13 protein-coding genes are annotated in these 11466 nt (G+C 76.7%); 10 read left to right on the forward strand and 3 right to left on the reverse strand.

Going from position 1 to position 11466, the window contains the following annotated elements; all coding sequences use genetic code 11:
* The first annotated feature begins 19 nt into the window (after nucleotides 1-19).
* The 7 genes from ABQ292_RS06705 (at nucleotide 20) to ABQ292_RS06735 (ending at nucleotide 6673) form a co-directional block, all read left to right on the forward strand.
* Nucleotides 20-1009, forward strand: a complete 990-nt coding sequence (locus ABQ292_RS06705) for a Gfo/Idh/MocA family protein (protein ID WP_369204528.1) — start codon at nucleotides 20-22, stop codon at nucleotides 1007-1009.
* Complete coding sequence (locus ABQ292_RS06710; protein ID WP_369204530.1) at nucleotides 1006-1965, forward strand: MBL fold metallo-hydrolase; 960 nt, start codon at nucleotides 1006-1008, stop codon at nucleotides 1963-1965. Before ABQ292_RS06705 ends, ABQ292_RS06710 begins: the two co-directional genes overlap by 4 nt.
* Nucleotides 1962-3425: a YcaO-like family protein gene (locus ABQ292_RS06715; RefSeq protein ID WP_369204532.1), complete on the forward strand. Its 1464-nt coding sequence runs from the start codon at nucleotides 1962-1964 to the stop codon at nucleotides 3423-3425. The genes ABQ292_RS06710 and ABQ292_RS06715 overlap by 4 nt, the downstream gene beginning before the upstream one ends.
* Entirely contained in the window at nucleotides 3422-4258 is an 837-nt protein-coding gene (locus ABQ292_RS06720) for a sugar phosphate isomerase/epimerase family protein (protein ID WP_369204534.1), read from the forward strand. The genes ABQ292_RS06715 and ABQ292_RS06720 overlap by 4 nt, the downstream gene beginning before the upstream one ends.
* Complete coding sequence (locus tag ABQ292_RS06725) at nucleotides 4255-5463, forward strand: glycosyltransferase family 4 protein (RefSeq protein WP_369204536.1); 1209 nt, start codon at nucleotides 4255-4257, stop codon at nucleotides 5461-5463. Before ABQ292_RS06720 ends, ABQ292_RS06725 begins: the two co-directional genes overlap by 4 nt.
* Nucleotides 5463-6185, forward strand: coding sequence for a PIG-L deacetylase family protein (locus tag ABQ292_RS06730; protein ID WP_369204538.1), 723 nt, complete (start codon nucleotides 5463-5465; stop codon nucleotides 6183-6185). Before ABQ292_RS06725 ends, ABQ292_RS06730 begins: the two co-directional genes overlap by 1 nt.
* A gap of 98 nt (nucleotides 6186-6283) precedes the next feature.
* The gene (locus ABQ292_RS06735; RefSeq protein ID WP_369204556.1) at nucleotides 6284-6673 is read left to right on the forward strand and encodes a VOC family protein; all 390 of its coding nucleotides are present in this window, start codon (nucleotides 6284-6286) and stop codon (nucleotides 6671-6673) included.
* A gap of 84 nt (nucleotides 6674-6757) precedes the next feature.
* On the opposite strand, the gene galE is transcribed toward ABQ292_RS06735, so the two are convergent.
* Complete coding sequence (gene galE, locus ABQ292_RS06740; RefSeq protein ID WP_369204540.1) at nucleotides 6758-7726, reverse strand: UDP-glucose 4-epimerase GalE; 969 nt, start codon at nucleotides 7724-7726, stop codon at nucleotides 6758-6760.
* An 86-nt stretch (nucleotides 7727-7812) separates the two neighbouring features.
* The gene (locus tag ABQ292_RS06745; protein WP_369204542.1) at nucleotides 7813-8481 is read right to left on the reverse strand and encodes a maleylpyruvate isomerase family mycothiol-dependent enzyme; all 669 of its coding nucleotides are present in this window, start codon (nucleotides 8479-8481) and stop codon (nucleotides 7813-7815) included.
* Nucleotides 8482-8705: 224 nt separating this feature from the next.
* On the opposite strand from ABQ292_RS06745, the gene ABQ292_RS06750 reads away from it, so the two are divergent.
* The gene (locus ABQ292_RS06750) at nucleotides 8706-9914 is read left to right on the forward strand and encodes an RNA-dependent RNA polymerase family protein (RefSeq protein ID WP_369204544.1); all 1209 of its coding nucleotides are present in this window, start codon (nucleotides 8706-8708) and stop codon (nucleotides 9912-9914) included.
* A gap of 11 nt (nucleotides 9915-9925) precedes the next feature.
* Here ABQ292_RS06750 and ABQ292_RS06755 read toward each other — a convergent pair whose 3' ends face one another.
* Nucleotides 9926-10237: a hypothetical protein gene (locus tag ABQ292_RS06755; RefSeq protein WP_369204546.1), complete on the reverse strand. Its 312-nt coding sequence runs from the start codon at nucleotides 10235-10237 to the stop codon at nucleotides 9926-9928.
* Nucleotides 10238-10388: 151 nt separating this feature from the next.
* Between ABQ292_RS06755 and ABQ292_RS06760 the strand changes: the two genes are divergently transcribed.
* Both ABQ292_RS06760 and ABQ292_RS06765 read left to right on the forward strand, forming a co-directional pair.
* On the forward strand, nucleotides 10389-10787 hold the full coding sequence (locus ABQ292_RS06760; protein ID WP_369204548.1) for a DUF1761 domain-containing protein: 399 nt from the start codon (nucleotides 10389-10391) through the stop codon (nucleotides 10785-10787).
* Nucleotides 10788-10923: 136 nt separating this feature from the next.
* The coding region (locus ABQ292_RS06765; RefSeq protein ID WP_369204550.1) for a PRC-barrel domain-containing protein at nucleotides 10924-11466 on the forward strand (543 nt) is incomplete at its 3' end.

Genomic DNA, 11466 nt, shown 5'->3' on the forward strand with positions numbered 1-11466 from the left:
CCAGGGACGGGGGGACGGCATGAGCATCGGCTGGGGCGTCGCCGGCTGCGGCTGGGTGGCGCGCGACCACGCGCTGCCCGCGCTGCTCGCCGTCCCCGACGCCCGGGTGGTCGCGCTGCACGACCTCGACCCGGCCGCGCTGGAGCGGATGCCGGTCGAGGGAGCACACCGGACGACGGACCTGGCGGACTTCCTGGCGACGCCGGGACTGGACGCCGTCTACGTCGCCGTCCCCAACGCCGGGCACCGGCCGCTGGTCGAGGCGGCCGCCGCGGCCGGCAGAGCGGTGCTGTGCGAGAAGCCGCTGGCCGCCGACGTCGGCGACGCGCAGGCGCTGGTCGACGCGTGCACCGGCGCGGGGGTGCTGCTGGGCACCGCCTACGACCAGCGCTGGCACCCCGCGCACGTGCGGCTGCGCGAGCTGGTGCCCGAGCTGGGCACGGTCACCGCCGTCCGCATCGTCTACTGCTGCTGGCTGCCCGAGGACTGGACGCCCGACGGCCGCCCGCACGACAACTGGCGGGTCGACCCGGCCCGCGCCGGCGGCGGCGCCGCGATCGACCTGGCGCCGCACGGCCTGGACCTGGTCGGCACGCTGCTCGGCGAGGACGTCACGACGCTGTCGGCGCTGCTGCAGACCCGGGTGCACGACTACGGCGTGGACGACGGCGCGCTGCTCACCGGCAGCACCGACGGCGGGGTGCTGGTCAGCCTGCACGTCGCCTTCAACACCCCCGACGCGCTGCCCCGCCGTCGACTCGAGGTGGTCGGCACCCGCGGCCTGGCGGTCGCCGTCGACACCATGGGCCAGACGGCGGGAGGCTCGCTCACGCTGTACCGCCCCGACCCGGTGGACGTCCCCTTCGCCACCGGCACCACGCCGTTCCAGGCCCAGTTCGCCGCCTTCACCGACGCGGTCGCGGGCGGCGCGTGGTGGCCGTACGACCCCGCCCGCGACCTCGCCCTGCACCGCCTGCTCCTCACCGCTCTCGACGGAGGGAAACCGTGACCTCCCCATCCGTGCCCGGCGCCATCGACCGGGCCACCGACCCCGCCGCCGACCCCGGGGCCCGGCACGGGACCAGCCAGGTCGACACCAACCCCTACCGCGGCCTGCTGCCCGACCTGCCCGCCTACGCCTGCACCAACTGCGGGCACTGGCAGCGCTGGCCGGCGCCCGGCCCGCTCGTCTGCCCGGTCTGCGCCGACGTCCGCAACGCGCTGCCCGAGCACGGCTTCGAGTTCGTCACCGACAAGCAGGCCGACGAGCTCGTCACCGGCACCTGGCGGCCGGCGCCGGTCGACGGCGTCACCGAGTTCGGCACCGAGCCGCGCTTCGGCCTCGACAGCCGCGGCTGGGTGATCGAGACCGACATCGGGCTGGTCGGCTTCGAGTGCGCGCCCTGGTACACCGCCGACATGCTCGCCGAGCTGCGCCGGATGGCCGCCGAGAAGGGCGGCTTCCCGGTGCTCGCGTCCAGCCACGTGCACGGCTACGGCGCGCTGTGGCAGCTGCAGCAGGAGCTGGAGCCGCGGGTCGTCTGCGTCAACGTGCACGACCTGGTGTGGACCAAGGCCTTCCGGGTCACGTGGCCGGCCGACGACGTCCTGGCGCTCGCCCCCGACCTCACCCTGCACCGCACCGGCGGGCACTTCGCCGGCCACTCGGTGCTGCACGACCGCCGCCGCGGCGTCCTCTTCTGCGGCGACTCGCTCAAGGTCGACCTCTCCCCCGACGGCGAGCCGGCGGCGCTGAGCGCGCACAAGGCCTTCCACGCGCAGATCCCGCTGTCGCACGGCGAGCTGCGCGAGATGCTCGCCGTCGTCGCGGAGCTCGACTTCGGCACCGTGGCGACGCCGTTCGAGATGGTCCCGGGCGTCACCACCGACCACGTCGTCCACCTGGTGCAGCGGCTGCTGTCCGGGCCGCCGGACGCCGCGCCCGTCCCCCTGGACGAGCTGTGACCGCCGTCGAGGTGACGCCGTCGCAGCGGTACCGCGACTCGTTCCCCGCGCCGGTCGAGGACTTCGCCATCGAGGGCATCGACGTCCTCGACGTGCCGCTGCACAGCGCCGTCCTCACCACCTCGGCCACCCACCCGGGCGGCAGCGGGCTGGGCTACGGCGCCACCCGCGAGGAGGCCCGCACCGGCGCGATGGGCGAGATGGCCGAGATGGCGCTGTCGCTGCGGGCGCACCAGGGGGTCTCGCGCGCGCAGGGCTCCTACGCCGAGATGGCCCGGCGGCACGGCCGTGACCGGGTGGCCGACCCGCGCACGCTGTGCCTGGAGGCCGGCAGCGACCACTCCGACGACCGCGTGCTGCAGTGGCTGCCCACGACCCGGCTGCGCGACGGCGAGCGGGTGCTCGTGCCCGCCGAGCTGGTCGCCTCCGCCCCCGACGACCTGCCCGGCGACCCGCCGCCCGGCGGCTGGCTGACCACGGTCATCACCAACGGCCAGGGGGCGGCGTTCGACGCCGACCGGGCGGTCACCCACGCGCTGCTCGAGGTGCTGCAGCGCGACGGCAACGCGACCGCGTTCCGGGCGATGGACCGCGGCGTCGTCGTCGACCTCGACGGCCTGCGCGACCCCGACGCGCTGGCGCTGCTCGACCGGCTCGACGCCGCGGGCATCGACGTCGTGGTGAAGCTGGCGTCGACCGACCTCGGCGTCGTCGACGTGTACGCGGTCGGCTGCTCGCGGGACGGCTCGGAGCCGGTGCCGGTCATGGCGACGGCGTGCGGGGAGGCCGCGCACCCCGACCGCGACACCGCCGTCCGCAAGGCGCTGCACGAGTTCGCCTCGGCGCGCAGCCGCAAGGCGTTCATGCACGGGCCGTACGACGTCGTCCTGCCGGCGACGCCGCCCGGCTACCTCGACCACTGGCGCGGTGGGCACCCGCCGGAGCGGCTGGTGGAGGAGGACCGGGCGCTGCAGGCGATGCTCGACTGGACGCGGATGGGCACCGGAGCGCTGGTCGACCTGCTGCAGGACAGCGTGCTGTCCCGCAGCTCGGCCGTGCGGCTGGCCGACCTGCCCACCTGGCGCGGGGACGACCTGCACGCGCAGGTCACCGGCGCGGTGCAGGCCGCCGGGCACGACGTGCTGGTGGAGCTGCAGCCCTCGGTGGGCGACGCGGTCGCGGCGAAGGTGCTGGTCACCGGGCTGGAGGTCGAGACGATGTCCTACGGCCGGATCGGCGAGCGCGGCGTGCGCCGGCTCATCGAGCACGACGAGGGACTGGCGGTGGTGGGCGCCGACCCCGGCGGCTGGGCGCGGGTGCACCTGACCGCCGAGGCCGAGGAGCGCCTGGGCGGCCCGGCGTGGTTCGACCGCGCCGGCGCCGACCGGCGGGTGGGCGCGCTGTACGCGCTGTACCGGGAGCCGGGCCGGCACGTGGTCGCGGAGGTCCTCGACTCGTGAGCGGGCTGCGGTACGCCTACAACACCAACGGCCTGACCTCGCACCGGCTGTCCGACGCGCTGACCTTCCTCGCCGACTGCGGCTACGCCGGGGTGGCGCTGACCCTCGACGTCGTCCACCTGGACCCCTTCGCCGACGACGCGTTCGCCCGGGCGGAGCGCGTGCGCGCCCGCTGCGACGAGCTGGGGCTCGGCGTGGTGGTGGAGACCGGCGCGCGGTTCCTGCTCGACCCGCGGGTCAAGCACGAGCCGACGCTGGTGACGGCCGATGCCGAGGGCCGGGCGCGGCGACTGGCCTACCTGCGCCTGGCCTGCGACCTCGGCGAGGTGCTCGGCGCGGAGGCGGTGAGCTTCTGGGCCGGCGTGCCGAAGCCGGGCGTCGACCGCGACGCGGCGTGGGGCTGGCTGGCCGACGGCGTGCGGGCGCTGGTCGACAGCCACGGCGGGCGGTCCTACGCCCTCGCCGTCGAGCCGGAGCCCGGGATGCTGGTCGAGGACTGCGACGACTGGGCGCGGCTGGCCGCCGGCTCACCGGGGATCACGCTGGCGCTGGACACCGGGCACTGCGTCGTCGCCGGGGCGTACGCGCCCGAGGAGGCGGTGACCCGGTTCGCGCCGCACCTGGGCACGGTCGCCGTCGAGGGCATGCGCCGCGGGGTGCACGACCACCTGCCGCTCGACGCGGGCGACGTCGACCTGCCGGCGGTGCTGCGCGCGCTGCGGGAGGCGTCCTTCGACCGGCTGGTCACCCTGGAGCTCTCCCGCGACGGGCACCGGGCGCACGAGATGGTGCCGCGCTCGATCGCGACGCTGCGGGAGGCGGAGCGGGCATGAGGATCTGCTTCGTCAGCCGCCGCTACTGGCCCGCGGTCAGCGGGATGAGCGTCTACGCGGAGAACCTGCTGCGCGAGCTGGTCGCGCTCGGCCACGAGGTGGTGCTGGTCAGCCAGTACCGCGACGACGAGGCCGGCACCCGCGTGTACGGCGGCGGCCCGCCCCCGCCGGACCGCGTGCCCGCCGGCGTCGAGGTGCACGCGCTGCCCAGCCGCGGCGAGACCGTCGTCCCCGCCGACTGGGAGGGCGACATCGACGAGCTCGTGCGCACCGTCGTCGGCCTGCACGCCGACCGCCCGTTCGACGTGCTGCACGCCCAGTACGGCTACCCGCCGGGGCTGGCGGTGCTGGCCGCGGCGCGGGAGACCGGGCTGCCGGCCGTGGTGAGCATCCAGGGCGGCGACGGGCACTGGGTGGGCACCTGCTGCGGCACCCACGCGCACGCCATGCGCACCGTCGTCGACTCCGCCAGCGCAGTGCTCATCGGCAGCGCCAGCTTCCGCGACGAGGTGGTCGGCAACCTCGGCTCGGACCCGGCGCGGTTCACGATCGTCCCGGGCGCGACGGACACCCGCCGGTTCACCCCGGCGGAGCGGCCGCTGGGTGCGCTGCAGGACCCGCCGGTGCTGCTCTTCCACGGTCGCGTCGACCGCCGCAAGGGTGTGCTCGACCTGCTGGCAGCGCTGCCCGACGGTGTCCGGCTGGTCGTCTCCGGCATCGGCCCGGACCTCGACGAGGCCCGTGCCCGGGCCGACGACCGCACGACGTTCCTCGGCTACGTGCCGCCGGACGAGGCACCCGCGGTGTACCGCTCGGCCGACGTCTTCGTCAGCCCGACCTACAGCGAGGGCTTCAGCAACACGCTGCTCGAGGCGATGGCCAGCGGGCTGCCGACGGTGAGCACCGACAGCGTCGGTGTGGTCGACTGCCTGCGGCACGAGGAGAACGGCCTGCTGCACGAGCCGGGCGACGTCGCCGGGCTGCGCGCGGCGCTGGACCGGCTGCTGGGCGACGCCGGCCTGCGCGCCCGGCTGGCGACGACGGCGCTGGAGGAGGTCCGCCGGCTCTACTCGTGGCCGGTGCTGGCCCGCTCGATCGACGCCGTGTACCGCCAGGTGGCGGGCACGACGCCGGACGGCGGCTGGACCGTGCCGGCCGACGTCGACCTGTCCTGCCGGTTCCGGCCGGCCGCGCACCTGCTCTGATGCGGGTCACCGCGGTCAGCCCGCACCTCGACGACGCGGCGTTCTCGGTGGGCGGCACGCTCGCCGCACTGGCCGACGCCGGGCACGAGGTCACCGTGGTCACCTGCTTCACGCGCAGCGTGCCCGACCCGGCCGGTTTCGCGCTGGCCTGCCAGCTCGACAAGGGACTGCCGGCCGACGTCGACTACATGGCCCTGCGGCGCGCCGAGGACGCCGCCGCCATGGCCGTGCTCGGCGCGACGCCGCTGCACCTGGACCTGCCCGAGGCGCCGCACCGCGGCTACACCAGCGCGCCGGACCTCTTCGCCGGGGTGCACGACGGCGACGACGCCTGGCGGGACGTGCGCGCGGCGCTGGCCGACGTCCCGGGCGACCTGTGGCTGGCCCCGCAGGCGCTGGGGTCGCACGTCGACCACCTGCACGTGCTGCGCGCGGTGGCCGGCACCGGCCGCCCGGTGCTGTGGTGGCGGGACGCGCCCTACGTGCTGCGCGACCCCGACGCCGTCCCCGGGCCGGACCTCCCCGGCGGACTGACCACGGTCGAGCTCCCCCAGGACCTGGACCGGCGGGCCGACGCCTGCGCCTGCTACGCCACCCAGCTCGGCTTCCAGTTCGGCGGGCCGGAGCACGTGCGGACGGCGCTGGCCGGGCTGCCCGAGGTGCTGCTCGCGGACGCGGACGCCCGCGCCGTCCTCGCCGCGGCCGGCACCCCGGCGTCCTGACCTTCCCTGCGCCGGCGGCGATGAGCTGCGGCGTCCGCGGCGGTCTCGGTCAGCAGGTGGCACCCGGCTGCCGGTGAGATGAGGAGTGCCCGGTGGAGATGAAGCTCGAACTGGTGCCCGTCCCGGTGACCGACGTCGACCGCGCGAAGGCCTTCTACGTCGACCGGCTGGGCTTCGTCGAGGACGTCGACGTCCGGCCGGCCGACGGGGTGCGGGTGGTCCAGCTGACGCCGCCGGGGTCGGCCTGCTCGATCGGCATGGGCACCGGCCTGCCCGCCTACGAGGACATGGCGCCCGGCACGCTGCGGGGTCTGCACCTGGTGGTCGCCGACATCGAGCAGGCGCGCGCGGACCTGGTCGGCCGCGGTGTCGACGTCGGCGAGGTGGTCGACGTCGGCGGCGGTGTCCGGTACGCCTGGATCACCGACCCGGACGGCAACACGCTGATCCTGCAGGAGATGGCCTGGCGGACCGGGGACGCGTTCTAGGGCCGACGGGCGCGGGTGGGCCGAGCCGGCGACCTCGTGCTCTGCCCCCGGTGCGGACCAGAGCACGAGGTCCGGCGGGCGAGGTCAGAGCGGCTGCAGCGCGCGCCAGGCGGTCCAGGCGCTGGTGATCATCTCGCGCAGGTCGCGGGTGGCGCGGAAGCCGAGGTCGGTGGCGATCCGGTCGACGGCGGCGACCACGCGGGCGGCGTCACCGGGACGGCGGCCGGTCACCTCGGGGGTGGTGTCGCCACCGGTGACCTCGGCCACCACGCGCAGCACCTCCAGCACGCTGCTGCCCTCGCCGCGGCCGACGTTGTAGGTGCCGCCGGGCCGTCCCGCGACGAGCGCACGGGCGGCGGCCACGTGCGCGTCGGCGACGTCGGAGACGTGCACGAAGTCGCGCACGCAGCTGCCGTCGGGCGTGGGGTGGTCGTCGCCGAACAGCAGGGGCGGCCGGCCGGCGTCCAGGGCCTCGAAGACCAGCGGCACGAGGTTCGCCGTCCCCCGGTCACCGAACTCCGGGGCGGCGGCGCCGGCGACGTTGAAGTAGCGCAGGCTGGTCGAGGTCAGACCCCATGCGGCGCAGTCGCGCAGCAGGTCCTCCCCGACGAGCTTGGTGCGGCCGTACGGCGACAGCGGACAGCAGGCGGTGTCCTCGGGAACCCGGTCGGCGTCGGGCGTGCCGTACACCGAGGCGCTGGAGGAGAACACGAAGCGGGTGACGCCCTTGGCCCGGCAGCCCTCGAGCAGCGAGATGAGCCCCTCGACGTTCTCCGCCCAGTAGAGCAGCGGGTCGGCGACGGACTCGGCGACCTGCTTCCGCCCGGCCAGGTGGACGACCCCGGCGACGCCGTTCTCGCGCAGCACCCGGCGGACCGTGCCCCGGTCGCGCACCGAGCCGACCTCGAGCCGCACCTGCGGCAGGCCGGCCAGCCGTCCGGCGTCGCCGCTGGACAGGTCGTCGAGGACGACGACGTCCTCACCCGCCGCCACCATGGCGTGGACCACGTGCGCCCCGACGTACCCGGCTCCCCCGGTGACCAGCCAGCTCACCTGCCCAGCCTGCCTGCTCCGCGCGCGACCCGCTCGCCCACGACCGGGCGGTGCTGGGTCCGGCGGGGCGATGCCCGCTCGAGGCGTCAGCCCGGCGAGCCGGCGGCCAGCCGTTCGGCCGCCGGGCCACTCAGCCGTCCGGCGCGCTGCCGGCGGCCGCAGACGGTGAGCAGCAGGTCCTGCGCGCGGCCCTCGACCACCTCGCCGTCGCCGTAGGACCAGTCGGCGTCGACGGCCCGCAGCCGCACACCGGTGAGGTCGACGCCGAAGAACCGCAGCTGCTTGGGCTGCAGGCCGGAGAGCACCAGCGCGCACCGCTCCGGAGAGGCGTACCGGTCGTCGAGATCGAGCGCGGCGGAGGTGTCGAGGCCGTGGATGACGTCGTGCGACAGCGCGCCGAGCGGCCCGCCGCCCGGTGGGGACCACGCGAAGTCGACGTTGTCGCGCAGCGAGGCGAGCAGCTCGGCCGGTGTCATCCCGGCGGCGTCGCGCCGGGCGGCGCGGTCGGCGAAGCGGGCGAAACTGCCCCGCGCCCGCACCATCCCCCGCAGCACCCGGCCGGTCGAGTAGCGGAAGGGCATCGTGGTGTGGGCGAGCACCTCCCGCACCCGCCACCCGGCGCACAGGCTCGGTGCGTCCCACTGCTCGTCGGTCAGCGACTCGTAGAGCGCCACCTGCGCGCGCCGCTCGGCCGCCGTCGCCGCGCGGATCCCGTCGTCCGTCGTCACGTCGTCCCCTCCCTGGTGCTCCGTCACGGGGAGGACCGTCCCGGCGCCGGGAACTCATCGGTGTCGGCCGGTGCCGCTACCGTGCGGCCCGTGCGCGGCGGGACGGGCAGGACCACCGGCGAGAGCCGGTCCCCCCGGGGTGACCCCGGGGCGGTTCGTCACGGCCACCATCGGCACCACCCGCCGGACGGCGCGCTCCGCGCACGCACCGGCGACTCCCACAGGGAGCGGCTGCCCGCCCCGCCGCGCACGTGACTCCCGGGCGGCAGGCCGCGGCGACGGCGTCCGGCATCGCCACCGCCCTCCTCGCCGGGCCGTGGCGGCGGCGGGAGGCGGTGCGCCGCGTGGCCGTCGCGCTCGGGTACGCCCGGGCGCCGCGGTGGGTCGGCGCGCTGGTCGCCGAGGTGCTGCTCACCTACCGCGACGCCCCGGCCGACCGGCCGCGCGAGCTCGCCGCCTTCGTGCGGACGACGGGGGGCTGGGCGCGCGGCGAGGCGGCCGGAGTCCCGCCGCGCGTGGTGCTCCGGCAGCCGGTGCCGACCCGCGCCGTCCGGGTGCGCGCGCCCGCGGCCGACGTCCCCGACCTGGCCGCGCTCGCCCGGCTGCTCGACCTCGACCAGGGCGAGCTGGCCTGGTTCGCCGACGTCCGCTCCTGGGAGCGCACCGCGGACGACGAGGCGCTGCGGCACTACCGGTGGCGGACGGTGCCGCGCCCGGCGGGCGGTGTGCGGCTGCTCGCCGCGCCCAAGCCGCGGCTCCGGGAGGCGCAGCGCCGGGTGCTGCGGCACGTGCTGGCGCCGGTGCCGGTGCACCCGGCGGCGCACGGCTGCGTGCCCGGGCGGTCCGGGCGGACGGCGGCGCTGCCCCACGCCCGGGGCCGACGTCGTGCTCGGCATGGACCTCGAGGCGTTCTTCGCCGGCGTACCGGCCGGCCGGGTGTGGGGGGTGCTGCAGGGCGTCGTCGGGCTGACCGAGCCGGTGGCGCACGCGCTGACCGGGCTGGCGACCACGGTGGTGCCCGCGGCGGTGTGGCGGCGGGTGCCGGTGCCCGAGGACGCCGACGGCCGCGACCGGCACCGCCGGCTCGGGCGGCGGCTGGCCGTCCCGCACCTGCCACGAGGCGCGCCGACGTCGCCGGCGCTGGCCAACCTGGTGTGCACGCGGCTGGACCGCCGGCTGGCCGGGCTGGCCGCGGCCTCGGGCGCCGTCCACACCCGCTACGTCGACGACCTGACCTCCAGCGGCCCACGCTGCCGCGGCCGGAGCGGGACGCGCTGCGGGCGCTGCTGCACAACTGCGCCGTCCACGGCTGGGCCTCGCAGGTGCGCGACCGCGACCCGGCGACCTTCCGCGACCACGTCCTCGGCCGGGTGGCCCGGGCGGCGTCGGTGGACCCGGTGCTCGGCGCGCGGCTGCGGGTGCTGGCCGCACGGATCGACTGGGCGCAGCCACCTCCCTGACCCGTCCGCCGTCAGGCCGGCGGCGTCCCCTCCTCGAGCGCCCGCAGCCGCCGCTCCAGGTGCTCGAGTCGGTCCTCGACGGGGTCGGGCGGAGCCGGGGACGGTGGCGCGGCCAGGCCGGCCAGGGCCTCGGACAGCCGCCCGACCAGGGACGCCGCCTCCTCGGGGGTGAGGTGCACGCTGCCCACGCACCGGTCGTCCCGCCACAGGCTGAGGGCGAGCACGCCGGTCTCGGCGTGCGGTGAGACGCGCACGGCCCGCGTGCGGCCGCGCGCGCTCTCCCACGTCCACCGGCCGGGGGTCGGGAACGGGACGACGCTCATCCGGGCAGCGTGGGCTCCCCGCACCCGCCCGTCAACGCGAGCACCCCGACCGATGAGTCCGGCCGCCGGAGCACGTCTGCCCGTCGACACCGTCGCGAGGAGGAGAGATGCACGAGTGGTCCACGAGGGCGCCGACCGTGGAGGACGCGTCGTGAGCGCCGTCTCGCCGCTGCGGGTCGCCGCCGCAGCCGCAGGGGCGTTCGCGGCCAGTTCGGCCTGGTACGCCGCCTTCGGCGCCCGTCTGGCCCGCCTGGACGACGCCTACGCCGGACCCGGCCTCTCGCCTGCGGTGGTGGCCCCCGTCGAACTGGTCCGCAGCGGGGTGGTCGCCACCGCGGTGTCCCTGCTCGCCGACCGCCTGCCGGCCCGCGGCCCGCGCGACGCGCTCGCTCTGGGCGCCGGGTTGTGGGCCGCCTTCCCGGTGGTGCTGCTGACCGGGTCGGTGGTGCACGAGAAGGTGCCCTGGCAGCAGGCCGCCATCCACGGCGGTGACTGGCTGGTCAAGCTGCTCCTGGTCTCGGCCGTCGTCGGGAGGGACCCGCGGGCGTGACGGCGTCGTCGCTGGTCGGCCCGTGCATCGCCCGCGCCAAGAGGGTCGGGTTGGGCGCGGAGGACCGGGGTAGTCGGCGGGACAGGAGAGGCGGGGCCATCGGGGCCCGCCCGCGTGAACAGGTGGGAGATCGGCCATGGCTCTGCCCGACCGGGACTCGGTGCGCAACTGGGTCGGCATGACGGTGGTCGGCCGCGACGACGCGGAGATCGGCGAGATCACGCACCTGCTGGCCGACGACGAGACCGGCGCACCCGAGTGGATGTACGCCACGGTGGACGGCGACACCGTCGTCGTCCCGCTGCTCGACGCGACGGAGGTCGACGGCCGGGTGCGGGTGGTGGTCGAGCGCACCGCCGTCGTCGCCGCGCCGCGGTTCGGTGAGAGCCGCGAGCTGACCACCGACCAGGAGGCCGAGCTCTACCTGCACTACGGCATCCAGTACTCGACGGAGACCTCCGAGAGCGTGCTGCCGGTCGACGAGCACGAGCCGGTGACGCCACGCGACCCCGAGGCGGTCCCGGACACCCCCGCGCCGTCGGTGGCGCAGCCCGGCGACTCCGACTTCGGGTTGACCGAGCGCCCGCCGACGAGCGCGGCCGCGCGCACGGCCCAGGTCGGCGGCGCGGTGGCGGCACTGCTGGGCGTCGGGGCGGTGGTCTTCTCGACGACCCGCCGG

Origin of the sequence: Geodermatophilus maliterrae (assembly GCF_041018925.1) — a bacterium.
Classification (GTDB): Bacteria; Actinomycetota; Actinomycetes; order Mycobacteriales; family Geodermatophilaceae; genus Geodermatophilus; species Geodermatophilus maliterrae.